Here is a 23300-nt window from a genome sequence, read left to right as displayed (position 1 = left end):
CCCGGGCCCCTATCCGCACCCCGTCGCGGACCGGCCGCACCCTCCTCGCGGGGCCTTCACCTTTTGTGCACCCCGCATCCGCACGGCGGGTCTTCCGATGTACGGTCAGCTCACACCTTCCGCCACGCGCGCGACGCGCCGGGAGGGGCCCCATCCGACCTGCAGGAAGGCCCGGCGACCGTGCCATCGGGTTCCGACACCACCGAAGAAGCCGTGAGCGGCACCACGCCCGACGGCCCGGTGCCGTCCGCCCGGCCGGGTTCCACGGCCCCGGCCGGGCGCCCCGGCCGTGCCCGTCGGCTCCTGGCGCTCGTGCGTCGCGAGGCGCCGCGCACCGGCCTGGCCGTGGTCTTCGGCGTCGCGCTCGGCCTCGCCTTCCCGCCGTACGACCTGTGGCCGCTGTCCCTGGTGGCGGTGGCCGCGCTGTCGCTGCTCACCCGGGGCCGGACCGCTCGCCAGGGCGCCTGGACGGGCCTGGTGTTCGGGCTGCCGTTCTTCCTGATCCTGCTGAAGTGGCTGCATGTCGTCGGCTGGGACGCGGTGGTGGGCCTCTCGATCGCCGAGGCGCTCTTCGTGGCGCTGCTCGGCGCGGGACTCGCGGTCACCTCACGGCTGCCGGCCTGGCCGCTGTGGGCCGGCTGCCTGTGGGTGGCCCAGGAGTGGGCCCGCGACCGGCTCCCCTTCGGCGGCTTCCCGTGGGGCCGGCTGGCGTTCGCCAACACCGGCTCGCCGTTCACCCCGCTCGCCGCGCTCGGTGGCGCCCCGCTGGTGACCTTCGCCGTCGCGCTGGCCGGTGCCCTGCTGGCCGCGTGCGCAGCCGCCCTGTGGGGGCTGCGCGGCAACGGCACGGTGCGCCGCGCCGTGACCGCCCTGGAGGCGTTCGGACTGGCCGCCGCGGTGACCCTGGCCGGCCTGCTCGTCCCCGTCCCGACGAAGGCCGACGACACCGTCGACATCGCCGTGGTCCAGGGCAACGTCCAGCAGGCCGGTATGGACTTCCTGGGGCGGCCCATGAAGATCCTCGACAACCACGCGACGGCCACCGAGAAGCTGGCCGCCGACATCAAGGCCGGCCGGGCCAAGAAGCCCGACCTGGTCATCTGGCCGGAGAACTCCTCCGACCTCGACCCGTTCCAGTACCCGCAGGCGTACGACCGGATCGACGAGGCGGTGAAGGCCATCGGCGTGCCGGTGCTCGTCGGCGCCCTCGTCGACCACCCTTCCAAGAAGGGCTACGTGTTCAACGAGGGCATCGTGTGGGACCCGAAGAAGGGTCCCGGCGCCTCGTACACCAAGCAGCACCCGGTGCCGTTCGGCGAGTACGTGCCCTTCCGGGAGCAGCTCAGCAAGATCATCACCCGCTTCCAGCGGGTGCCGCGGGACTTCTACCCCGGCGACCACACGGGCCTGCTCAATGTCGGCCCCGCCAGGCTCGGCGACGTGATCTGCTTCGAGGTCGCCTACGACGAGATCGTGCACGACACCGTGGGCGCCGGCGCCCGGGCCCTGGTGATCCAGACCAACAACGCCACCTACGGGCGCACCGGCCAGCCCGAGCAGCAGCTGGCGATGTCCAAGCTGCGCGCCGTCGAGCACGGCCGGGCCGTGGTCACCGCGGCCACCAGCGGCATCAGTGCGGTGGTTGCCCCGGACGGCAGGATCACCCACCGGATCCCGGAGTTCACCCAGGGCGTGGTCTCGGCACGGATACCGCTGCGGGACGAAACGACGCTCGCCGACCGCGTCGGTGCGGCACCTGAGTGGGCGCTCGCTATCGTGGGCCTTCTGTCCTGTGCCGCCGCGGTGATCGTCGGCCGGCGCGGGCGTACGAAGGACGAGAAGGGGCAGCAGTGACAGACGGTCAGCGGCAATACGGTCCGCTCGGCACCACGTTGGTGATCATCCCGACGTACAACGAGGCGGAGAACATCAAGCCGGTCGTCTCGCGGGTGCGGTCCGCCGTCCCGGAGGCGCACGTCCTCGTCGCGGACGACAACAGTCCCGACGGCACCGGCAAGCTCGCCGACGAACTCGCCGCCGAGGACGAACACGTCCACGTCCTGCACCGCAAGGGCAAGGAAGGGCTGGGCGCCGCCTACCTCGCCGGCTTCCGCTGGGGCATCGACAACGGCTACGGCGTCCTGGTCGAGATGGACGCCGACGGCTCGCACCAGCCCGAGGAGCTGCCGCGGCTGCTCACCGCCCTCAAGGGCGCCGATCTCGTCCTCGGCTCGCGCTGGGTGCCCGGCGGCCGCACCGTGAACTGGCCCAAGTACCGCCAGTTCATCTCCCGCGGCGGCAGCACCTACTCCCGGCTGGTGCTGGACCTGCCGCTGCGGGACATCACCGGCGGCTTCCGCGCCTTCCGCGCGCAGACCCTCCAGGGCCTGGGTCTGGACGAGGTGTCCTCGCAGGGCTACTGCTTCCAGGTCGACCTCGCCCGCCGCGCGGTCCAGGCCGGCTACCACGTCGTCGAGGTCCCGATCACCTTCGTCGAGCGGGAGCACGGCGACAGCAAGATGAACCGGGACATCGTGGTCGAGGCGCTGTGGCGGGTCACCGCATGGGGCGTCGGCTCGCGGGTGGAGAAGTTCCGCGGGCGCTGAGCCCGGAGTCCCGGGTGTACCGCGTCCCGTGGTCCCCGGCAGGCGCCGAGGGCCGGCCAGGCACACTTGAGTCATGACGTTCACAGGCACGCCGTCGCCGAGTCCCCGTCCGCCCCAGCGTTCGCGCGCCCGCCGGTTCGTGCCGCTGGGCGTCGCCGCCTGGGTGGTGCTGGAGATCTGGCTGCTGACCCTGGTTGCCGGGGCCACCAACGGCCTGACCGTCTTCCTGCTGCTGGTCGCCGGGGTGGTCGCCGGCGGTTGGGTGGTCAAGCGGGCCGGCCGCCGCGCCTGGCAGAACCTCACCGAGAGCCTTCAGCGGGGCGGCCCGACGGACCCGGCCGAGCCCGCCCCGTCCCGCAACGGCCGCTCCGGCAGCGGCAATACGCTCCCGATGGCCGGCGGCCTGCTGCTGATGGTGCCGGGCCTGCTCTCCGACCTGCTGGGGCTGCTCTGCCTCTTCCCGCCGACCGGGAAGCTGATCCAGCGCCGCGCCGAGAAGCTGCTGAACAGGCGGGCGTCGTATGCGCCCGGGTCGTTCGGCGACGCCTTCCAACAGGCCCGGATGCACCGGCCGGACGGCAAGGTCGTGCCGGGCGAGGTGATCCACGACGAGCCGCCGGCCGCCCGTCGCCAGGATCCACCGCTGACCGGCTGAGGGGTTGGGTGTCCGACCGGCCGCACGGGGCGGACCTGGACGGTCCGGACGGAGCGGAAGCGGGACCGGGAGCACGCACACCAAGGGCCGGGGCCACTGCGAAGTGCAGTGGCCCCGGCCCTTGGTGCTGTGTGCAGGCCCGCCGTCAGGCGGACTTGCGGTTGGTGTCGCGCGGATGCACGGCAATGTTCATGGTGCCGGAGCGCAGGACGGCCAGCCGTTCGGCCAGCACCTCCTCGAGCTCCTCGCGGGTGCGTCGCTCCATGAGCATGTCCCAGTGCGTACGCGCGGGCTTACCCTTCTTTTCCTCAGGGCCATCGCCATCCACCAGAAGAGAGGGTGCACCGCAAACCTTGCACTCCCACTCCGGCGGAATCTCGGCCTCAACCGAGAACGGCATCTCGAATCGATGTCCGTTCTGGCATGCGTACTCCACCGCCTGGCGCGGGGCCAGGTCGATGCCGCGGTCGGTCTCGTAGCTGGTCACCACGAGTCGCGTGCCGCGGAGAGCTCGCTCACTCATGAATCGTGCCTCCCGGGCTTGTCGCCCACAGGACAGGTGTCGCTGTCGTCGTCATCCGGTCAACGTCCGGTCGGCGGTGAAGATTCCCGTAATCGGGACATGTGCGTCGCCCGTCGTGCCGCCCCTTGTTGTACCCACCGACGCCCGGTTTGTCACATCTGGCAGCAGATGTCACCCAGCGCCTTACATCGTTGAGCGCGCAGTAACGGTCCGCCTGGTGAGCCAAAGGCGTACACTACCGCCCCGCACCCTCCGGGACTAAATCCGGTCAGGCACGGGATTTCCGGCCGCCGCGATCGCCCGACTCACGGGTACCCGCGCCAGCAGGACAAAACCGACCACAAAGAATGCCACCAGGGACACGATCGCGTCCCGGTAGCTCCCGGTCAGCTGGTAGGCCACCCCGAACACCAGCGGCCCCAGCCAGCTCACCCCCCGGTCGCTCATCTCGTACGCGGAGAAGTACTCCGCCTCCTTGCCGCGCGGCACCAGATGCGAGAACAGCGAGCGGGACAGCGCCTGGCTGCCGCCCAGCACCAGGCCGATGCCGACGGCCAGGGCGAAGAACCACACGGGGGCCTTCGCGGGCAGGAAGTAGCCGGCCGCCAGCGTCAGCGTCCAGGCCACCAGCGACCCCAGGATCGTCCGCTGCGCACCGTACCGCCGCGCGAGCCGGCCCATCAGCAGGGCACCCGCCGCGGCGAGCACCTGCACCAGCAGGATCGCCGTGATCAGCGTGCTCTGGTCCAGCCGCAGCTCCTCCGAGCCGTAGACGGACGCCTGGGTGATCACCGTTTGCACGCCGTCGTTGTAGAGGAGGTAGGCCAGGAGGAAGGAGAGGGTGAGCGGGTGCCGGCGCATGCCGCGCAGCGTCTCCCGCAATTGCCGCCACCCCTGGACCGGCGCGGCACCGCCCGCCGCCGCGGGTGCCTCCGCGGCCGCCCGGCGGTCGCGCAGCCGCCGCAGCGGAATCAGCGAGAACGCGCCCCACCACAGCCCCGCGGACGCCAGGCAGATGCGCACCGCCGTGCCCTCGGAAATGCCGAAGGAGTCGTGCGCGCCGTAGAGCGCCAGGTCGGCGACGAGTACCAGCGCCCCGGCCGCGTAGCCGAAGGCCCAGCCGCGGGAGGAGACCGCGTCGCGCTCCTCCGGCTCGGCGATCTGCGGCAGGAAGGAGTTGTAGAGCATCGTCGACACCACGAACGAGACATTCGCGACGATCAGCAGCGCCCCGCCCAGCAGATAGCGCTCACCGGCCAGGAAGAACATCCCCGTCGTCGCCCCCGCGCCCAGATACGCGCAGCAGCCCATCAGCGGCTTCTTGCGGCCGGTCCGGTCGGCCAGCGCCCCGGCGAGCGGCATCGCCAGGACGGACAGCACCAGCGAGGCCGACACCGCGTAGGCGTAGAAGGAACCGGCCCGCACCGGGATGCCCAGGGGATGCACAAAGCCGTCCGCGTCCGCCGCGGCCTTCGCCACCGATGTCAGGTACGGCCCGAGGAACACCGTCAGCACGCTTGTCGAGTAGACGCTGTTCGCCCAGTCGTACCAGTACCAGCCGCGTTGCTCGCGGCGCCGGGCGGCCGTCTCCTCGACGACCCCGGTCACGGCCTCCGTGCTCTGCACGCCCACCCCCGCCTTCCCGTACCCGTTCCCCGCAGCGGACGGGCGACGGGGCGGCGCCCGTGGACGTCACGTGCCCGGGACCCAGCACCCCCGCTCGGTCAGCACCGTGCGCAGCGTCTCTATGTGGTCGGTCATGATGCCATCCACGCCGAGGTCCAACAGGGCGGTCATCCGATCCGCGTCGTTGATCGTCCAGACGTGGACCTGCATGCCCAGCGCGTGCGCGGCGCGCAGGAACAGCGGATCGACCACCGGGATGCCGGACTGCGCCTCGGGGACCTGGACGCACACCGCGCTGCGCCGCACCGCCGCACCCAGCAGCCGGTCCAGCGGCAGCACCCCGCGGCCGTACGAGCGCAGCCGCAGGCCAGCGACGCCGCGGGTGCCGAGCGAGCTGGCCATCCGGCCGCCGGCCAGCCGCTGCGCCCGCGCCACCCGGGCCTCCGAGAAGGAGCCCACGCAGACCCGGTCCCAGGCGCCGGTGCGGCCCAGCAGGTCGAGCAGCGGACCGAGCGCGGCCTCCGCCTTGAGGTCGACGTTCCAGCGGGCCTCGGGGAACTCCTCCAGCAGGTCCTCGAACAGCGGCAGTGGCTCCCGGCCGCCGACCCGGGCCCGGCGCACCGCGCGCCAGGGGAGCCGCCCGATCGCGCCCCGGGCGTCGGTGACGCGGTCGAGCGTCGCGTCGTGGAAGGCGACGAGCCGGCCGTCCGACGTGGCGTGCACATCGGTCTCCAGGTAGCGGTAGCCGAGTCCGACCGCGCGGCGGAAGGCGGCGGCGGTGTTCTCCAGCCCTTCCGCGGCCCCGCCGCGGTGGGCGAAGGGGAGCGGCGCGGGGTGGTCGAGGTAGGCGTGGCGGAGGCGTATCGCGGGGGTCACTCCGGCAGTATGGCGCGCTCAGGTGAAGTGACGTGGCGGGCCACCACCCGCGACGGCTGCTCGGGCAATCCCTTGATCGCGAAGAGCCGCAGGAAGAGCTGTGCCAGCGGTCCGATGGCCAGGGCGTAGACCACCGTGCCGGCTCCGACCGAGCCGCCGAGCAGGAAGCCGGCCGCGAGCACCGTGACCTCGATGCAGGTGCGGACCAGTCGCACCGGGCGGCCGGTCCGCAGGTGCAGCCCGGTCATCAGGCCGTCGCGCGGCCCGGGGCCGAAGCGGGCGGAGATGTACAGACCGGTCGCGGCGCCGTTGAGGAGGACGGCGAACGCCAGCAGCGGGATGCGGGCGCCGAGCGCGTGCAGCTCGGGCACCAGGGAGATGGTCAGGTCCATCACGAGGCCGAGGATCACCACGTTCGAGACGGTCCCCAGGCCGGGGCGCTGGCGCAGCGGGATCCACAGCAGCAGGATCAGCGCGCCGGACACGATGGTGACGGTGCCGATCGACAGTCCCGTGTGTCGGGATATGCCCTGGTTCAGTACGCTCCAGGGCTCCAGGCCCAGGCCGGCGCGGACCATCAGGCCCATGCTCACGCCGTACAGGGTCAGCCCCGTGTAGAGCTGGATCAGCCGGCGCGGCAGCAGGCCCCTCCGCGGACCGGCTTCTTTCGTTATGGACACAAAAATTCCCCCTCCTGGCAGGATTGGACCGACGCGTGACACCATGTGGCGTGTCGGGGCTCGGGAAGTAGAGCCAATTCCGGGAAGGTGGACTGATCTTCATGGCTCAGTGGACTTCGGCGGTGGGGGCGCCCCAGCTGGCCCGGCTGCTCCGGTCGCAGGACCCGCGCGATGCCCAACTCGCCGTCGGCGGACGCCGGTTGCCCGCCTACCGCAGTCTCGCCGACGGTGTCCGCCTGCTCGTGTTGGAAGGCCGGATACCGGTCGCCGCCCGGCTGCCCGCCGAACGGGAGCTGGCCGCCGCCTTCGGCGTCAGCCGCACCACCGTCGCCGCTGCCTACGAAGCGCTGCGTGCCGAGGGCTTCCTGGAGTCCCGGCGCGGCTCCGGCAGTTGGACCGCCGTTCCGGCCGGCAACCCGCTGCCCACCCGCGGTCTGGAACCGCTGCCCCCGGAGGCCGCCGGTTCCATGATCGACCTCGGCTGCGCCGCCCTCCCGGCGCCCGAGCCCTGGCTCACCCGCGCCGTCCAGGGCGCCATGGCCGACCTCCCGCTCTACGCCCACACCCACGGCGACTACCCGGCCGGTCTGCCCGTGCTGCGCCAGGCCCTGGCCGACCGCTACACCGCCCGCGGCATCCCCACCATGCCCGAACAGATCATGGTGACCACCGGCGCGATGGGTGCCGTCGCGGCGATCTGCCGCCTCTGTACGAGCCCCGGTGAGCGGGTGGCCGTCGACTCGCCCTCGTACGCCAACATCCTCCAGCTGATGCGGGACGCCGGCGCCCGGCTGGTCCCGGTCGCCCTCGGGGAGCGGCTGTCCGGCTGGGACATCCCCGCCTGGCGCCAGGTGATGCGTGATGCCGCGCCGCGCATGGCGTACGTCGTCGCCGACTTCCACAACCCCACCGGCACGCTCGCCACCGAGGACCAGCGCCGCCGGCTCGTCGACGCCGCGCGATCGGCCGGCACCCTGCTGGTCGTCGACGAGACCATGACCGAGCTCCAGCTCGACGAGGACACCGAACCGCCCCGTCCGGTCTGCGCGTTCGACCCCGCCGGCAGCGCGGTGATCACCGTCGGCTCGGCCAGCAAGGCGTTCTGGGCCGGGATGCGGATCGGCTGGGTGCGCGCCGCACCCGACATCATCCGCAGCCTGGTGGCCGCCCGCGCCTACTCCGACCTGGGCTCACCGGTCCTCGAACAGCTCGCCATCGCCTCGCTGCTGGAGGGCGGCGGCTGGGAGCAGGCCATCGGCATCCGCCGCGACCAGGCCCGCGAGAACCGCGATGCGATCGTCGAAGCCCTGCAACGGCACCTCCCCGACTGGGAGTACAGCGTGCCGCGCGGCGGGCTCACCCTCTGGGCACGTACGGGCGGCCTCTCCGGCTCCCGGATCGCCGAGGCGGGCGAGCGGCTCGGGGTGCGGGTGCCCTCCGGCCCCCGGTTCGGCGTCGACGGCGCCTTCGAGGGCTTCGTACGGCTGCCGTTCACGGTCAGCGGGGCGGTCGCCGACGAGGCCGCGGTCCGGCTGGCCGGCGCCGCGCGGCTGGTCGCGACGGGCGCGCCGATGGAGGCCGCCGAACCGCGGCACAGCTTCGTCGCCTGAGGAGCGCCCGGAGGGGCGGGGCGGAGCGATAGGGCGGGGCGGTAGGGACCGGCCGGTCCGGCCCGTACGCCCCGCCCGTCAGCGGTCCGCGCTCAGGGCCTCCCGCGAGCCGCCCGTGACCGTGCGGGCGTCGCCGCCCTTGACGATGGACACCCGCGCGGCCGCTCCGACCGGTTCGGCCGCCGACGGCTCCGCCTCGTCCACCCCGTCCGCGCCGTCCGCCCCGTTCGCCCGTGCCGGGTCGGAGGGTGCGGAGCCGCCGTCCACGGTGGCCAGGGACTCGGTGTCGTCCGGGGCCGTGCGCTCCGGCAGCAGCGCCAGGACGGCTTCCCGGTGCGCCTCGCTCGTCGCGTCGTCGAAGGGGTCGGGCGTGGCCGGCACCTGGACCCGCAGGACGGGCCCGCTGCCCAGCCGCGCGTAGCCCCGCCCCGGCGGCACGCTCGCGGTCGGCGTGGTGTGCGGCGGCGCTCCGAGCACCGCCCGTACCTCCTCCGCCGTGGCGGTGCCGAGCACCACCCGCGCCTTGGTGTGCGCCCGTACCGGATCGCTCAGCAGGTCGGCGCTCTCGAACTGATCGGCCACGACCACCGTCACCTGGGCCGCCCGGCCGTGCCGCAGCGGCACCTGCAGCCACCGCTGCGGATCGTCCCGGCCCTCCGCCGCCGCGAGGTGGGACAGCGCGGTCGGGCGGTCCACGACGATCCACAGCGGGCGCCGGGTGTCGTCCGGCACCGGCCGGCCGGACTGCCGCGCCCGGTTCGCCGCGACCAGCCGCCGCTCGGTCTCCTGCGAGGCCCATTCCAGCGCCGCCAGCGCCCCCGCCAGCCCGCTCTCCACCGCCAGCACACCGCGGCGCCCGACCAGACACCCGAACTCGCCGGTGCCGGTGCCGTCGACGGCCAGCACGTCGCCGTGGGCCAGCGCCTGCAACGCGATCGAGCGCAGCAGGGTCGTGGTGCCGCTGCCCGACTGCCCCAGGGCGAGCAGATGCGGCTCGGTGGAGCGGGGGCCGGTACGCCAGACCACCGGCGGGGCGTCCCGGGTGCCGTCCGCACCGTCGACCGGCAGCGTCCGCTGGACGGAGTCCGGATCGGTGAAGCCGAGCACCGTCTCGCCCGGCGAGGTGACGAAGCGCTGGGCGGCGATATCGGCGGGCAGCGCCCCCAGGACCGTCACGGTCAGCTGATTGGCCAGCTCGTCCCAGGCGAAGTGGTACTCGCGGCCGCGGCCGGCCTTGGCGTACAGGACCTGCTCGATACGGGCCCGGGACCGGTCCTCACCGTCGGTGAAGTACGCCGGGTACTTCAGCTGCAGCCGCTCCAGCCGCCCGTTGTCGTCGAAGGCGTACGCGCCGAAGACCCGCTCCCAGTCGCCGCCGTGCGTGTACAGCGGGGCGGGGTCGCCCTCGGCGGAGAGGTACGGCACCAGCGCCTCGTACAGCGCCCGCAGTCGCTCGGTCTCCGCCTCGCTGGGGCCGGTCACCACCGGGGTGCGCTCCCGCCCCGCCCAGGCTCCCGCCGCCATCACGGCGATCAGGGCGAGCAGCGGCCCGTACGGCACCAGGGCCACCACCAGCACACAGGCGCCGATGAAGAACAGCAGCGGACCGCGGCTCTCCTTGGGCGTGGCGTCCCACCGCCCCCGGGCCGCCACCGCCAGCCGGCGCAGCCCCCGGCCGATGGTGATCAGGGGGTGGAACACGTCGGAGGCGCTGTCGGCGGCGGTGCGCGCGAACTCGCGACCGCGCGCCAGCGACGCGAAGTTGGCCATACGGGCCAGCGGTGCGCTGTCGGTCAGGATGCGGGGCAGAGGGCGGCGGGCCACATCTCCTCCTGTTGCTCGTGCGGTGGGACTTGCGGGCTCGGTGTGGGCGCCGAGCCGGGACGGGCGGCACACGGAGCCGCCCGGACGGGGCCTGGGGCGGCCCGTTCGGGCGGGACCCGTGCGGGCCCGCCGGAGGAGGGCGTGCGGGCCACCTCTAGAGCTTGATGCCGCCGAGGAGGCTCGCCAGGCTCGCCCCGCCGGCCTTGATGCTGGGCGCGATGGCGGAACTGGCGAGATAGAACCCGAAGAGCGCGGAGATCAGCGCGTGGGACAACTTGAGGCCGTCTTTCCGGAAGAAGAGGAAGACGATGACACCGAGCAGGACGACGCCGGAAATGGACAGAATCATGGGGGGCTCTCTCCTGGAGGGTGGGGACGGTCACCATGAGTTCTTCCAGCCTCGCCGCCCGGATCAAGCCACAAAAAGCCGCAAACGAGTGATTTGTCATTGAAATTCCCTATATGGGCGCAGCCTTACGGCGTGTCCCTCCGGCGTGTCGCTCCTGCGCGTCACCGGCGTGTCGCGACCGCGCCCGGCGGACCGGCACAATCGTCGGGTGTCCAAGCCGAAGAAGAAGCCGCTCGCGGGTCTGTCGGACGCGCCGCGCCGCCCCGCCACCCTCGCCCCCGCCGCGCCCTGCCCCTGCGGCCGTCCGGAGACCTACCGCGACTGCTGCGCCACCTTCCACGAGGGCCGCGCCACCGCCCCGACCGCGGAGCGGCTGATGCGCTCGCGCTACAGCGCCTTCGCCGTCGGCGACGCCGCGTACCTCCGCCGCACCTGGCACCCGACGACCCGCCCCGCCACCCTCGACCTCGAACCGGCGCAGCGCTGGACCGGCCTGGACATCCTCGGAACGACCAGCGGCACCGCCTTCCACACCGAGGGCACCGTGGAGTTCCGGGCGCACTACAGCCTGCACGGAGTCGCCGGCAGCCAGTACGAGCACAGCCGCTTCGTCCGCGAGGGCGGCGAGTGGGTCTATCTGGACGCGCTGCCCGACGCCTGAGCCGGTCCGCTCACCGGCCGGCGCTCACCCGCGCCGCAGCTGGTCGATCTCGCGCCGGTCGCGCTTGGTGGGCCGGCCGGTGCCGCGGTCGCGGTGGGCGATCAGCGGCTGCTCCTCGCGCGGCGGGACCGGCGGAGAATTGTCGACGAAGCACTCGGCGGCGACGGCCGCGCCGACCCGCTTGCGCACCAGCCGCGAGACCACCACGATCCGCTCCCGCCCGGCGTGCCGCAGCCGCACCTCGTCGCCGTTGCGCACGGCGTGGGCCGGCTTCACCCGCTCCCCGTTGACCCGTACGTGCCCGGCGCGACAGGCCGCCGCGGCCAGCGAACGGGTCTTGGTGAGCCGTACGGACCAGATCCAGCTGTCGATGCGGGTGGTCCCCTCGTCTGAAGCCATACCCAGACTCTAGAACGAACGGGGGAGGGGGCGGCGGACGGTCAGCCGGACTTCTTCGCCCGCGACTTCCCGGCCGCGGTCTTCTTGGCCGTGGCCTTCTTGGCGGTGGCTTTCCCGGTCGCGGCCTTTCCGGCGGTGCTCTTCTCCGTGGTCTTCCGCGCGCTCTTCGCCGTGGTCCCCGCGGTTTTCTTCGACGAGGTCCGCGCGGTGGATTTCTTCGCGCCGTCCTTCGCCGCGGGCTTCCCGGCCGCGGGCTTCTTCTCCGTGGCCTTCTTCGCCGCCGTCCGACCCCGTATGGGCGTCACCGACGCCGACTCCGCGCCCTCCCCGCGGCCGGACCGGGCCGCGCGCACGCTCTTCTCCAGGGCCGCGGTCAGATCGATGACCCGGGCGTCGGACCCGCTCGGTGCGGGGACCACCGGTTCCTCGCCCTCCAGCTTGGCGGCCGCCAGCTCCTCGACGGCCTCCCGGTAGTCGTCGTGGAGTTCCGCCGGGTCCAGCTCGCCCAGGGAGTCCATCAGCGTCTCGGCCAGCGCCATCTCGTTCTCGCGCAGCTTGACCTTCTCGGGCACGACGTCGGGGGCGGGGCGGACCTGATCCGGCCACAGCAGCTGGTGCATCACGATCGCCCCGTTGTGCGCCCGCAGCATCGCCAGCGACTCCCGGCCGCGCATCGCGACCTTGCCGAGCGCCACCTTCCGGTGGTGCTCCAGCGCCTCCCGCAGCAGCGCATACGGCTTGGCGGCCGACGCCCCGTTGGGCCCCAGGTAGTACGCCTTGTCCATCTGGAGCGGGTCGATCTCCGAGGGGTCGACGAACGACAGAATCGTCAGCGTCTTGCCGGCGGGCACCGGCAGCCGTGACAACTCGTCGTCGGTGACCGGCACGACGGTGTCGTCCCCCGGCGGCTGATAGCCCTTTCCGACCTCCTCGTTCGGCACCTCCTTGCCGTCCAGCTCGCACATCTTCCGGTACTGGATCGGCGCGCCGTCCTTCTCGTGGATGCGCAGGAAGGAGACCGACGAGGTGCGCTCGGTGGCGCTGTAGGTCTTCACGGGGATGGTGACCAGGCCGAAGGAAATTGACCCATTCCATATAGAACGCATATTTCATCCCTTGTGTGGGATTCTCATCGTATGTCGCCGATCACCGTCGTGGAGGGGCGGCGCCTTCCGCTGACCAACCTCGACAAGGTCCTTTATCCCGAGACCGGCACCACCAAGGGTGAGGTGGTCCACTACTGCACCACCACCGCGGAGCCGCTGCTCGCGCACCTCCACGACCGGCCGCTGTCCTTCCTGCGCTACCCCGACGGGCCCGACGGCCAGCGCTTCTTCACCAAGAACGTGCCGCCCGGCACGCCCTCCTGGGTGAAGACCTGCGAGGTCCCCCATTCGACGTCCGGGCCCACCCGGCAGGCCCTGCTCCAGGACCTGCCGTCACTCGTCTGGGCCGCGAACCTCGTCGTCGAACTGCACACCCCGCAGTGGACCTGCCGCACGCCGGGCACCGCCGACCGCCTCGTCCTCGATCTGGACCCCGGCGACCCCGCCACCGTCGTCGAGTGCTGCGTCGCGGCGCAGTGGCTGCACGAGCGGCTGGCCGCCGACGGCCTGGAGGTCTTCGCCAAGACCAGCGGCTCCAAGGGGCTGCATCTGGTCGTGCCGATCGAGCCGACCCCGTCGGAGCGGACCACCGCCTACGCCAGGACCCTCGCCGTCGAGGCGGCCAGGGCCCTGCCGGACCTCGTCGTGCACAAGATGGCCAAGGCACTGCGGCCCGGCAAGGTCTTCATCGACTTCTCCCAGAACGCGGCCGCCAAGACCACCGCCGTCGCCTACACCCTGCGGGCCCGCGCCACCCCCACCGTCTCCGCCCCGGTCACCTGGGACGAGATCGCCGACTGCGACGACCCGGAGCAACTCAGCTTCCTCTTCGGCGAGATCGGTCCCCGCATCGAGCGCTACGGCGATCTGCACGCACCGCTCCTCGACCCGGACCGGGCCCGACCGCTGCCCTGAGCGGCATAGTTGCCCCCATGACCGACGGAACAACGGATGACACGTCGACACCGCGCGCCCCGGGCCCGCAGACCACCGGCGGGGGCGGCGCCACGGGGGAGGCGACCGCCACCGAGGGCGGGGTGGCGCGCTCCTCGCTCCTGATGGCCGTGGGGACCGTGGTGTCCCGCGCCACCGGGCTGTTCCGCAACGTGCTGCAGGCCGCCGCCCTCGGCACCGGCCTGCTCGCCTCCACGTACAACACCGCCAACGTCGTCCCGATGAGCCTCTACACCCTGCTGATCGGCGGGGCGTTGAACTCGGTGCTGGTGCCCCAGCTGGTGCGCGCCCGAGCCGAGCACACGGACGGCGGCCGCGCCTTCGAACAGCGGCTGGTCACCCTCGTCCTGAGCGTGCTGGCGGTCGGCACACTGCTCTCGGTGTGGGCCGCGCCGCAGCTCGTCGCCGTCTACACCCCCGACACCCCGGCCACCCACGCCGCCTTCGAACTCACCGTCGTCTTCGCGCGCTTCCTGCTCCCGCAGATCTTCTTCTACGGTCTCTTCTTCATCCTCGGACAAGTCCTCAACGCCCGGAGCAAGTTCGGCGCGATGATGTGGACCCCGGTCCTCAACAACCTCGTCCTGATCGCGATGTTCGGCGTCTACCTCGGCCTGCTGGCCGGGCCCGACCGCATCGAGGACGTCACCCAGGGCCAGATCGACCTGCTGGGCCTCGCCACCACCGGCGGCATCGCCCTCCAGGGCCTGGCGCTGATCCCGTTCGTGCGCGCCGCCGGCTTCCGCTTCCGGCCGCGCTTCGACTGGCGCGGCAGCGGCCTGGGCAGGAGCATCGCGGCGGCCCGCTGGACGCTGCTGTTCGTCCTCGCCAACCTGGCCGCGATGACCGTCGTCACGCACTACGCCAACGCCGCCGACCAGCAGCTCCCCACCGCCGGCGTGGGGTACACCGCCTACAGCTACGCCCAGACCGTCTGGATGCTGCCGCAGTCGATCGTCACCGTCTCGCTCGTGACGGCGCTGTTGCCCCGGATGAGCCGCGCGGTCGCCGAGGACCGCCTGGACGACCTGCGCGGCGACCTCTCCCGCGCCCTGCGCGCCAGTGGCGTCCTCATCGTGCCGGCCGCCTTCTTCTTCCTCGCCCTCGGCCCGCAGACCGCCCAACTGCTCTTCGCGCACGGCTCGGTGGACGCCGCCGCGGCCGCGCCCGCCGGGCACATGCTGCAGGCGTTCGGCCTCGGCCTGATCCCGTTCTCCGCGCAGTACCTGCTGCTGCGCGGCTTCTACGCCTTCGAGGACACCCGTACGCCGTTCTGGACGGCCCTCTGGATCAGCGCCGTCAACGTCGCCCTGGCCACCGCCTGCCATCTGCTGCTGCCCGCGCGCTGGTCGGTCACCGGCATGGCCGCCGCCTGTGCCGTCGCCTACGGCATCGGTCTGCTGGTCACCGCGCTGCTGCTGCGCCGGCGGATCGCCGGACGCCTCGACGGCCGGCGGCTGTGCCGTACGTACGGCAGGCTGGCCGTGGCCGCCGCCCTGGCCGGTGCGGCCGGCCGGCTCGCGGCGTGGGCCTGCTCCGGGGCGTCCGTGCCGACCGGCTGGGCCCCCGCCCTGGCGCTGACCGCCGGCGGACTCACCATGGCGCTGCTCTTCCTGGTGCTGGCCCGCGTCCTGCGGATCGACGAGCTGCGCCGGCTGCCGGGGCTGCGCTGAGCGGTCCGGCGGCCCCGCTCACACCGCCCGCGGCCGTGACCAGGACGCCCGCGCGGCGGCCTCGATCCAGCCGATGACGGCCCGGACCGTGGTGTCGCCGAGACCGGCCAGCTCCGCGAGGGCGGCCTGATCACCCGCGGACGGCGCCACACCGGCCGCGGCGAGGGCGGCCGGCAGGTCCGGCCGCCCCCGGCCGGGCAGCGCCACCGGACCCTGCAGCCGCTCCTCGGGGCCCGGGGGCAGCAGCGGCCGGTCCTCGGTGCGCGCCTCCAGCGGCAGCCGGTCCTCGGGGCGGGGCGGCGGGAGCAGGGAGTCCACCGGGAAGGCCAGGGTGCTGAGCCGGTCCTCGGCGCGCGGGGGAGCGAGCACCGGGATCGGTGTCGCGCCGTAGGGCGGGGGAGTCGGGCAGTGCGGCGACATCGGGGCCTCCAGATCGCGGTCCGAGGGACGGAGGGGTTCGACGAAGCAGTCGTCAGCTCTTCGGAGACCATGGTGCGCCCCGGTGGTTCCGGAGCGGGCACCGTTTCACCCGATCGGGCCAGGTCGTGCCGGGCGCCCCGCTACCGTGACCGGATGACGCGCACCGACGGACCGATGTCGCCGCGGCCGTACTGGAACCACAACGTGCACTACCACCGGCTCGTACTGGACGCGGTCCCGGACGGCTGTGCGCGGGCCCTGGACATCGGCTGCGGCGACGGCCTGCTGGTCGCCGAACTGGCCGGGCGGGTCGATGAGGTGACCGGAGTGGACCGCTCCGCCGCGATGATGCGGCTGGCCCGGGCACGTGGCGCCGGGCTCCGCAACGCCGCGTTCGTCGAGGCCGACGTCATGGCCGCGGAGGGAATCCGGCCGGGCGCGTACGACTTCGTCACCGCCGTGGCGGTCGTCCACCACATCGGTTTCGCGGCCGCGGCCCGGCGGATGGCCGGTCTGCTGGCGCCCGGCGGACGTCTCGTCATCATCGGCCTGGCGAGGAACCGGACGCCGCTGGACTGGTGCATCAGCGGCGCGGGGGTGCCCGCCGCCCGACTCCTCGCCCGGCGCCGCGGGGGCAAGAGCGGGCCGCAGGGGATGCCGGTCGAGGACTCGGACATGACCTGGGGCGAGGTCCGGCGGGCGGCCCGGGACTGCCTGCCGGGCAGCCGTTTCCGCCGCCATCTGCTGTGGCGCTATTCGGTGGTGTGGGACAAACCCCTGATCTGAACCCGGAGTTCGTCGCCAACCCCCGGTCGGGCCGGGACGGGCCTCGGCGCGTCGCCATTTTGGAATCAGCGATCCAAAACGATGTTAGAGTCCCGGGCATGTATTGGAACGATCGGTTCAAAAAAGGGGCTCCGGGCGTGCCGCGGGCCGTACACGTCCTGGCCGTGGGCATCTTCGCCATGGTGACCAGCGAGTTCGCGGTGGCCGGGCTGATGCCGCAGATGGCGGACGGGCTGGGGGTGGGCATCCCGCAGATCGGCTATCTCATCACCGCCTTCGCGGTGGCCATGTCGGCCGGCGGGCCGTTCCTCGCCTTCGCCGTGCTGCGGCTGCGTCAGAAGCACGCGCTGATGCTGTTGTTCGGGATATTCCTGGCGGGCAACGTACTGGCCGCCCTCGCGCCGGACTACGGGGTGATGCTGGCGGCGCGGATCGTCACCGGTGTGGCCTCGCAGGCGTTCTTCGGCGTGGCGGTTTCGCTCTGCGTCCGGCTGGCCCGGCCGGAGGTCCGCGGCCGGGCCATCGCGCTGGCGATGAACGGGCTGATGCTCGGCACGCTGCTCGGGCTGCCGCTCTCGACGGTGGTCGGTGAACATCTGGGCTGGCGGGCGGCGTTCTGGGTCATTTCGGGGCTCGCGGTACTCGCCGCGCTCGCCACGCTCGTGGGGGTTCCGCGGGAGGTGCGCGCGGAAGGCGGCGGCGTCCGTGCGGAACTGGCCGGGTTCAGGAATCCCCGGCTGTGGCTGGTGCTCTCGACCAGCACCCTGATCATTGGCGCGACCTTCTCCGCCTTCAGCTATTTCCACCCCATTCTGACCGAGGTCACCGGATTCGATTCCGGAACCGTGCCGCTGCTTCTCATCGGATACGGCGCCGCCACGGTCATCGGCAATGCCGTCGTCGGACGGCTCGCGGACCGGCACACGCTGGTGGTTCAACTCGTCGGACTGGCACTGAATTTCCTCTTCCTCGCCGGATTCGCCGTCCTCGCTCAGCTCGCCGTTCCCGCGGTATTGCTCATGACGGGAATCGGGCTGGTCGGAGTGACCATGAACCCGGCCATGGTCACCCGCGTCCAACGCGCGTCCGGTGCCGGGCCGTTGGTGAATACCGTGCATTCGTCCTTCATCACCCTCGGGGTCATCGTGGGGTCCTCGGCCGGCGGTCTGGCGATCAACTCCTACGGTCTGCGGGCGCCGTTGTGGCTGGGCGCCGGGCTGGCCGCCCTCGGCCTGCTGACCCTGCTGCCCGACCTGCGGCGGCGCTCCGGCCCGGTTTCGGCGGCCGCCCCCGGGCGGCTCGGCCCGGAGCCGAACGCCCTCCGTGCGGAGGTGGTGGAGGGGCCGGAGGGGGCCTGCCTGGCGCGGTCATGACAGTGCGTCGACATGACCTGACGGTCCGTTCATCGGTGTGTCGTGCGTGTGGGGGGAATGCGGTGGTTGCCACGGAGCGGACACACAACTCTCCCCTGGTGTTCACACCGTGGTGATTACCGCGGTGGAAAGCTGCCTGCGGCCGTATAACCGACGGCCGGTGCCGGACGTGCCCCACAGCTTTCACGCCCGGTACCACAATTCGGGGAGAGGACACCCTTCGTGGACAAGACCCACAGAACCCACCGCGGCCGCGCGCTGGCCCTCGCCACCGTCACCGTCGTGGTGGCGATGGCCGCGCAGATCCCGGCGAGTGCGACCGCCGGACCGGCACACCGGACATCCGGCAGCGCGACGGCCGCGCACCGCGCGTCCATATCGTCCATATCCGTCGGCGCGTATGACGACACCTACTACAAGGACGCCGTCGGAAAGACCGGAAAGACGCTCAAGGACGCGCTGCACCGGATCATCAGCAGCACCCAGACCGGGAAACTGACCTATTCCCAGGTCTGGGACGCCCTCAAGAACACCGACCAGGACCCGGCGAACAGCGCGAACGTGATTCTGCTGTATTCCGGGAAGTCCCAGAGCAAGAACTCCAACGGCGGGGATCCGGACGACTGGAACCGCGAGCACGTCTGGGCGAAGTCGCACGGCGACTTCGGTACCGCCACCGGCCCCGGGACCGATCTGCACCACCTGCGTCCGGCGGACGTCTCCGTCAACAGCACCCGCGGCAACAAGGACTTCGACAACGGCGGCACGGAGGTCGGCGAGGCGCCGGGCAACTACACCGACGGCGACTCCTTCGAGCCCCGCGACGCGGACAAGGGCGACGTGGCCCGCATGATCCTCTACATGGCGGTCCGCTACGACGGCGGCGACGGCTTCCCCGACCTGGAGCCCAACGACACGGTCGGCAACGGCAGCAAACCGAACATCGGCCGGATCTCCGTCCTGAAGGAGTGGAGCCGGCAGGACCCGCCCTCGGCCTTCGAGAAGCGGCGCAACCAGGTGATCTTCGACAAGTACCAGCACAACCGGAACCCGTTCGTCGACCACCCCGAGTGGGTCAACGAGATCTGGTAGCGGACGGCCGGCCGCCCCGGCGGGCGCACCGCCGCGGCGGCCGGACATCGGATGGAGTACGTCAACCGGCGGGCGGCCGCGGTCGTTCTTAGCGTGGGGCTCATGTCGAGCGTGAGTTGGGTCCCCGTCAGGGCCGTTACCGCGGCCACCGTTTGTGCCGCGAGCCTGCTGGCCGCTGCCGGACCGGCGCTCGCCGACGGCCCGCACGGCGTCGACGATCTGCGGCCCGGTACGCACCTGGCCGAGCCGGGCGACGCCGGGAACCGGCTGGACCGGCACGGTGTGCAGTTCCAGCCCCGGGACGGCGTGCCCGAGCCGCCGGACGTCTCCGCGCTGTCGTGGATGGTGACGGACATGCAAAGCGGCAAGGTCCTGGCCGCCAAGGACGTCCACCGGCCGCTGCCGCCCGCCAGCACGCTCAAGACCCTCTTCGCGGTGACCGTGCTGCCGAAGTTCTCCCAGCGGCAGGTGCACACCGTCTCCCTGGAGGACCTGGCCGGCATCGAGTCGGGAAGTTCGATGGCCGGGCTCAAGGAGGAGGTGCCGTACCACGTCGCCGACCTGTGGCACGGCGTGTTCCTCAGCTCGGGCAGCGACGCCGTGCACACCCTGGCCAGCATGAACGGCGGCTGGAACAAGACCATCGACGACATGCAGGAGACCGCGCGGCGGCTCGGCGCCCGCGACACCAGGGTCGCGTCCGCGGACGGCTTCGACACGCCGGGGCAGTTCTCCTCCGCCTACGACCTGACGCTCTTCGGCCAGGCCGGTCTGACCAACCCGGACTTCGCGCGGTTCGCCTCGACGAAGCGGGCGGAGCTGCCGCAGGAGGGCGGGCCGGACGCGTTCGGCATCCAGAACACCAACCGGCTGCTGGTCGGCTCGCACGGCGTCCGCCCGTACGACGGCCTGATCGGGGTGAAGAACGGCTACACCACGCACGCCGGCAACACCCTCATCGCCGCGGCCCGGCGCGCCGGGCGCACCCTGCTGGTCACCGTCATGAACCCGCAGTCCGGCGGCCGGAACGCCGTCTACGAGGAGACCCGCGCCCTGTTGGACTGGGGGTTCGCCGCGGCGCCCCGGGCTGCCGCCGTCGGCATGCTCCCCACCCTGGCGCCCGGTGACCGGCTGGCGGACCTCCAGCGCGTCGCCCACCGGCCGGACGCGCCGACCGCGCTGCACAAGGCCCCCGTCGCGGCACGGGCAGATGCCGGGACGCGCCAGCGGTGGCTGCTCTCCGCGGCCGCGGCCGTCGGGGTCATCGCGGTCGCCGGGCTCGGCACCGGCCTGTGGCGGCGCCGGCGCAAGCCCCGCGGGGCAGCGGCCGAGGAGTCCGACTGAACTCACCCGGCCGCACCCACCGGTGGTCGTACGGATGTCCGATCGGTCAGGGATACGGAGGACATCCGATGGCCTTGCCCGGTGAAGGGCGACGCGTCAGCCACGGTTGTGCGGCCCGCCGGGCGTTCCGCGGTGTAGCGTCCTGATCAGCTGTCGTGGTTCCGAAGTACCGGGCGCCCGTGTCGCATTCACGGGCGTTCTTGCTGTGCGGTGCGTGTCCGGGCCAGGCGATCACCTCCGGGTTCCGCAGCGTGCGGAAGCCGATTCGAGCCCATTGAACGAAGGAGACGTACATGGCTTCCGGCACGGTGAAGTGGTTCAACTCGGAAAAGGGCTTCGGTTTCATCGCCCAGGACGGCGGCGGTGCCGATGTCTTCGCGCACTACTCCAACATCGACGCGACCGGCTTCCGCGAGCTCCAGGAGGGGCAGAAGGTGACCTTCGAGGTCACCCAGGGACACAAGGGCCCGCAGGCGGAGAAGATCCGTCCGGCCTAGTCCGCCCCACCCGCGTCGGCGCCCGTTCCCTGCCGGGGGAGCGGGCGCCGACGCATGCGGCGCGGCACCGGCCCACCCGGCCGGCCGTCACGGCCGGCGGTCGTTGAGGATCTTCTGGAAGAGACGGTGGTCGCGCCAGGCGCCGTTGATGTGGAGGTAGCGCTCGGCGGTGCCGAAGGCGGTGAAACCGCACTTGGTCAGCACCCGCTGCGAGGCGACGTTGTCCAGCAGCGTGCCGGCCTGCAGTCGGTGCAGGCCCAGCGCGGTGTCCGAGAGGGCGCACACCGCCCGTACCGCGGCGGAGGCCAGCCCGCGGCCCACCTGTCCGGCGTCTATCCAATAGCCGAGAGAGGCACTGCACATCGGTCCGCGGGTGATGCCGCTGAGGGTGACCGCACCGACGACGTCGGACTCCGCCGCGTCCCCTTCGGACGGGCGGACCAGTACCCACGGCACGGCCCGGCCCGCGGTCCACTCCGCGAGCAGTCCCTGCAGCCGCTCCGTCTGCCCGGCGGGCGTGAAGAAGGACTCGCTCCGGTCCGGCTCCCAGGGGCGGAGATGGTCACGACTGCGCTGGTAGGCCCTGGCGAGTGGCGCGGCGTCCGCCGGCACCGGGAGACGCATCAGGACGTCGGGCGTCAACCGGGCGGACGGTGCGATCGTCATCCGAACAGCGTACGCGGTGCGCCGGACGGGGGAGCGGCGGCCGAGGACCGCCGCTCGGGCCGTCGGCTCAGGTCTGCGGGGGCCGGTCCTCGCCCCGCCCGCCGCCGAACTGGTCCCGGAGCTTGTCCTGGGCGGTGTCGACCTGACCCTTGTACTTGCCCTGGGTCCGCTCGTCGACCATGTCGCCGGCCTTGTCGATGCCCTTGTCGGTCTGGGATTCGTGACCCTTCAGCATGTGCTTGAGCTTGTCCATCATGGACATGGGCGGTCCTCCTCACCACGGTCCCCCACGCCTCCAGCATCGCCCCCCACAAGGTGATCTGCATCTGCGGGCCGGGGGCGCCGCCGGGGCGCGGGGGAGCGGTTCAGGAACTGCTCGCCACCGGGCCCTTCAGCTGGTCGCTGATGAACTTCATCGAGCCGGCGGCCATGCCCTTCTGGTAGTCCCAGGCGTTGTGCCGGCCGCCCGGTATCAGCCGCAGGGCGGTGTGGATCGGGCCCTTGCCGTACGCGGTGCGGAAATGCTGTATCGCGGTGGTGACGGCGGGGGATTCCCTGGTGCCGGCCTGGAAGGCGAGGTAGACGTCCGGGCCGCCCTTGCGCAGCAGTCCGCGGGCGAGCTTCCCCGGGTCGTTGGCGTCCTTCTCGGCCCGGTGGCCGGCCCACAGCGGGGAGTCCGGTGCGAGGTCCGGCCCGCTGGCTATCGCCGCCTTGAACCGGTCCGGGTACTTGAGGACGGACTTCAGACCGGCGAAACCGCCCGACGACGAGCCCATGAAGGCCCAGCCGTCCCGGGACGCGAACGTACGGAAGTTGGCCTTCGCCAGGTTCACCACGTCCTCGGTCAGCCAGGTGCCCATCTTCTGCTGGCCCGGGATGTCGCTGCCGTCGTGATACCGGGTGTCCGGATTCAGCATCGGCATCACCACGATGAACGGCAGGCTCTTGCCCTCCGCCGTCCACTTCGTGAGGTTCTCCTGCAGCTCGATGTCGCCGCCGACCCAGTAGTTGGTGACGCCGCCCGGCTCCTTCGGGCTGCCCAGCCCGCCGGGCAGCGCTATCAGCACCGGGAACCCGCTCTTGGCGTACTTCGCCTCCTGGTACTCCTTCGGGGCCCACACCCAGACGCTTCCGGTGACACCGGACTTCGTGCCCTTCAGCGTCGTGCGCGCTATATGGGTGCCGTCGTCCAGGGTCCGGGTGATGCGGAAGTCGCTCCGGGGGCCGGTCGGCATGCGGGTGTCGCCGTCGACGGGTTGGGTCCGCGTGCTGCCGTCGCCCTTCGCGCCGGCGTTGAAGTCGACCGCTTTCCCGGCGTCGGAACAGCCGGTGAGCAGCGCGCAGAGGGTGACGAGGGTGGCCGCGAGCGCGACGGAACAGGGATGTTTCAACGGTGACTCCGCGAAGGGGGACCAAGGTGCAAGTGCCCATAAAGAGGGAAATCTGCTCGCGGTGGTTCCCTGGTTTCGTCGGCCCTTGCCGGTGGGCGGGCGCTGTCCGTGATCCTAGGGCCAGCGATCCGGCTCACCCGTCCGGCGCAACGCGTGCCGTCGCGTTCCCGTCGGAGCCCAATGGCCCGC

The 23300-nt window shown here is 72.2% G+C and carries 24 protein-coding genes; 12 read left to right on the top strand and 12 right to left on the bottom strand.

Features of this window, described 5'->3' with window-relative positions; translation table 11 throughout:
- The first annotated feature begins 180 nt into the window (after positions 1-180).
- The 3 genes from lnt (at position 181) to fxsA (ending at position 3261) form a co-directional block, all read left to right on the top strand.
- A complete protein-coding gene (lnt, locus tag SL103_RS21500; RefSeq protein WP_069570595.1) occupies positions 181-1854 on the top strand; it encodes an apolipoprotein N-acyltransferase in 1674 nt (557 codons plus the stop codon).
- Positions 1851-2606: a polyprenol monophosphomannose synthase gene (locus tag SL103_RS21495; RefSeq protein ID WP_069570594.1), complete on the top strand. Its 756-nt coding sequence runs from the start codon at positions 1851-1853 to the stop codon at positions 2604-2606. Before lnt ends, SL103_RS21495 begins: the two co-directional genes overlap by 4 nt.
- Positions 2607-2679: 73 nt before the next feature.
- On the top strand, positions 2680-3261 hold the full coding sequence (gene fxsA / locus SL103_RS21490) for an FxsA family membrane protein (RefSeq protein ID WP_069570593.1): 582 nt from the start codon (positions 2680-2682) through the stop codon (positions 3259-3261).
- Positions 3262-3406: 145 nt separating this feature from the next.
- Here the strand turns inward: fxsA and SL103_RS21485 are convergent, their stop codons facing one another.
- The 4 genes from SL103_RS21485 to SL103_RS21470 all read right to left on the bottom strand — a co-directional run bounded on the left by SL103_RS21485 (position 3407) and on the right by SL103_RS21470 (position 6966).
- Positions 3407-3784: an RNA polymerase-binding protein RbpA gene (locus SL103_RS21485; RefSeq protein ID WP_006601711.1), complete on the bottom strand. Its 378-nt coding sequence runs from the start codon at positions 3782-3784 to the stop codon at positions 3407-3409.
- A gap of 258 nt (positions 3785-4042) precedes the next feature.
- Positions 4043-5410: an MFS transporter gene (locus tag SL103_RS21480; RefSeq protein ID WP_099055565.1), complete on the bottom strand. Its 1368-nt coding sequence runs from the start codon at positions 5408-5410 to the stop codon at positions 4043-4045.
- A 66-nt stretch (positions 5411-5476) separates the two neighbouring features.
- A complete protein-coding gene (locus SL103_RS21475; RefSeq protein WP_069570591.1) occupies positions 5477-6286 on the bottom strand; it encodes a glycerophosphodiester phosphodiesterase in 810 nt (269 codons plus the stop codon).
- On the bottom strand, positions 6283-6966 hold the full coding sequence (locus tag SL103_RS21470) for a YczE/YyaS/YitT family protein (RefSeq protein ID WP_099055442.1): 684 nt from the start codon (positions 6964-6966) through the stop codon (positions 6283-6285). Before SL103_RS21470 ends, SL103_RS21475 begins: the two co-directional genes overlap by 4 nt.
- A gap of 101 nt (positions 6967-7067) precedes the next feature.
- Between SL103_RS21470 and SL103_RS21465 the strand changes: the two genes are divergently transcribed.
- The gene (locus tag SL103_RS21465; protein WP_069570590.1) at positions 7068-8576 is read left to right on the top strand and encodes a PLP-dependent aminotransferase family protein; all 1509 of its coding nucleotides are present in this window, start codon (positions 7068-7070) and stop codon (positions 8574-8576) included.
- Positions 8577-8654: 78 nt separating this feature from the next.
- Here the strand turns inward: SL103_RS21465 and SL103_RS21460 are convergent, their stop codons facing one another.
- Together SL103_RS21460 and SL103_RS21455 are read right to left on the bottom strand one after the other, a co-directional pair.
- Complete coding sequence (locus tag SL103_RS21460; protein WP_069570589.1) at positions 8655-10400, bottom strand: hypothetical protein; 1746 nt, start codon at positions 10398-10400, stop codon at positions 8655-8657.
- Positions 10401-10554: 154 nt separating this feature from the next.
- Entirely contained in the window at positions 10555-10749 is a 195-nt protein-coding gene (locus tag SL103_RS21455; RefSeq protein WP_033269053.1) for a hypothetical protein, read from the bottom strand.
- A 208-nt stretch (positions 10750-10957) separates the two neighbouring features.
- Between SL103_RS21455 and SL103_RS21450 the strand changes: the two genes are divergently transcribed.
- Positions 10958-11410 carry a YchJ family protein gene (locus tag SL103_RS21450; protein ID WP_069570588.1) on the top strand — a complete coding sequence of 151 codons (453 nt, stop codon included), beginning with the start codon at positions 10958-10960 and terminating at the stop codon, positions 11408-11410.
- Between the two features lie 24 nt (positions 11411-11434).
- On the opposite strand, the gene SL103_RS21445 is transcribed toward SL103_RS21450, so the two are convergent.
- Both SL103_RS21445 and SL103_RS21440 read right to left on the bottom strand, forming a co-directional pair.
- A complete protein-coding gene (locus SL103_RS21445; RefSeq protein WP_069570587.1) occupies positions 11435-11809 on the bottom strand; it encodes an RNA-binding S4 domain-containing protein in 375 nt (124 codons plus the stop codon).
- Positions 11810-11850: 41 nt separating this feature from the next.
- Positions 11851-12915: a Ku protein gene (locus SL103_RS21440; RefSeq protein WP_069570586.1), complete on the bottom strand. Its 1065-nt coding sequence runs from the start codon at positions 12913-12915 to the stop codon at positions 11851-11853.
- A 30-nt stretch (positions 12916-12945) separates the two neighbouring features.
- Here SL103_RS21440 and ligD point away from each other — a divergent pair, with 30 nt between their 5' ends.
- Positions 12946-13830 (top strand): non-homologous end-joining DNA ligase, encoded by an 885-nt coding sequence (gene ligD / locus SL103_RS21435; RefSeq protein ID WP_069570585.1) that lies wholly within the window; start codon positions 12946-12948, stop codon positions 13828-13830.
- 143 nt (positions 13831-13973) lie between these two features.
- A complete protein-coding gene (murJ, locus tag SL103_RS21430; protein ID WP_069573981.1) occupies positions 13974-15542 on the top strand; it encodes a murein biosynthesis integral membrane protein MurJ in 1569 nt (522 codons plus the stop codon).
- An 18-nt stretch (positions 15543-15560) separates the two neighbouring features.
- Here the strand turns inward: murJ and SL103_RS21425 are convergent, their stop codons facing one another.
- Complete coding sequence (locus SL103_RS21425; RefSeq protein ID WP_069570584.1) at positions 15561-15962, bottom strand: hypothetical protein; 402 nt, start codon at positions 15960-15962, stop codon at positions 15561-15563.
- Positions 15963-16115: 153 nt separating this feature from the next.
- On the opposite strand from SL103_RS21425, the gene SL103_RS21420 reads away from it, so the two are divergent.
- From SL103_RS21420 to SL103_RS21400, 5 genes are all read left to right on the top strand, one after another.
- A complete protein-coding gene (locus SL103_RS21420; protein WP_069570583.1) occupies positions 16116-16748 on the top strand; it encodes a class I SAM-dependent methyltransferase in 633 nt (210 codons plus the stop codon).
- Between the two features lie 137 nt (positions 16749-16885).
- Positions 16886-18121 (top strand): MFS transporter, encoded by a 1236-nt coding sequence (locus SL103_RS21415; protein ID WP_069570582.1) that lies wholly within the window; start codon positions 16886-16888, stop codon positions 18119-18121.
- A 222-nt stretch (positions 18122-18343) separates the two neighbouring features.
- Positions 18344-19213: an endonuclease I family protein gene (locus tag SL103_RS21410; protein WP_244303997.1), complete on the top strand. Its 870-nt coding sequence runs from the start codon at positions 18344-18346 to the stop codon at positions 19211-19213.
- A 102-nt stretch (positions 19214-19315) separates the two neighbouring features.
- Entirely contained in the window at positions 19316-20557 is a 1242-nt protein-coding gene (locus tag SL103_RS21405) for a D-alanyl-D-alanine carboxypeptidase family protein (RefSeq protein ID WP_079146275.1), read from the top strand.
- A 293-nt stretch (positions 20558-20850) separates the two neighbouring features.
- Positions 20851-21054, top strand: a complete 204-nt coding sequence (locus SL103_RS21400; RefSeq protein WP_033269047.1) for a cold-shock protein — start codon at positions 20851-20853, stop codon at positions 21052-21054.
- Positions 21055-21141: 87 nt separating this feature from the next.
- Here the strand turns inward: SL103_RS21400 and SL103_RS21395 are convergent, their stop codons facing one another.
- The 3 genes from SL103_RS21395 to SL103_RS21385 form a co-directional block, all read right to left on the bottom strand.
- Positions 21142-21720: a GNAT family N-acetyltransferase gene (locus tag SL103_RS21395; protein ID WP_069570581.1), complete on the bottom strand. Its 579-nt coding sequence runs from the start codon at positions 21718-21720 to the stop codon at positions 21142-21144.
- Between the two features lie 67 nt (positions 21721-21787).
- On the bottom strand, positions 21788-21982 hold the full coding sequence (locus SL103_RS21390; protein ID WP_069570580.1) for an antitoxin: 195 nt from the start codon (positions 21980-21982) through the stop codon (positions 21788-21790).
- A 103-nt stretch (positions 21983-22085) separates the two neighbouring features.
- Positions 22086-23111 carry an alpha/beta hydrolase gene (locus SL103_RS21385; protein ID WP_069570579.1) on the bottom strand — a complete coding sequence of 342 codons (1026 nt, stop codon included), beginning with the start codon at positions 23109-23111 and terminating at the stop codon, positions 22086-22088.
- Positions 23112-23300: the final 189 nt, after the last annotated feature.

Source organism: Streptomyces lydicus (assembly GCF_001729485.1).
GTDB classification, from domain to species: Bacteria; Actinomycetota; Actinomycetes; order Streptomycetales; family Streptomycetaceae; genus Streptomyces; species Streptomyces lydicus_D.
This window is presented reverse-complemented; position numbering and strand designations above follow the sequence as displayed.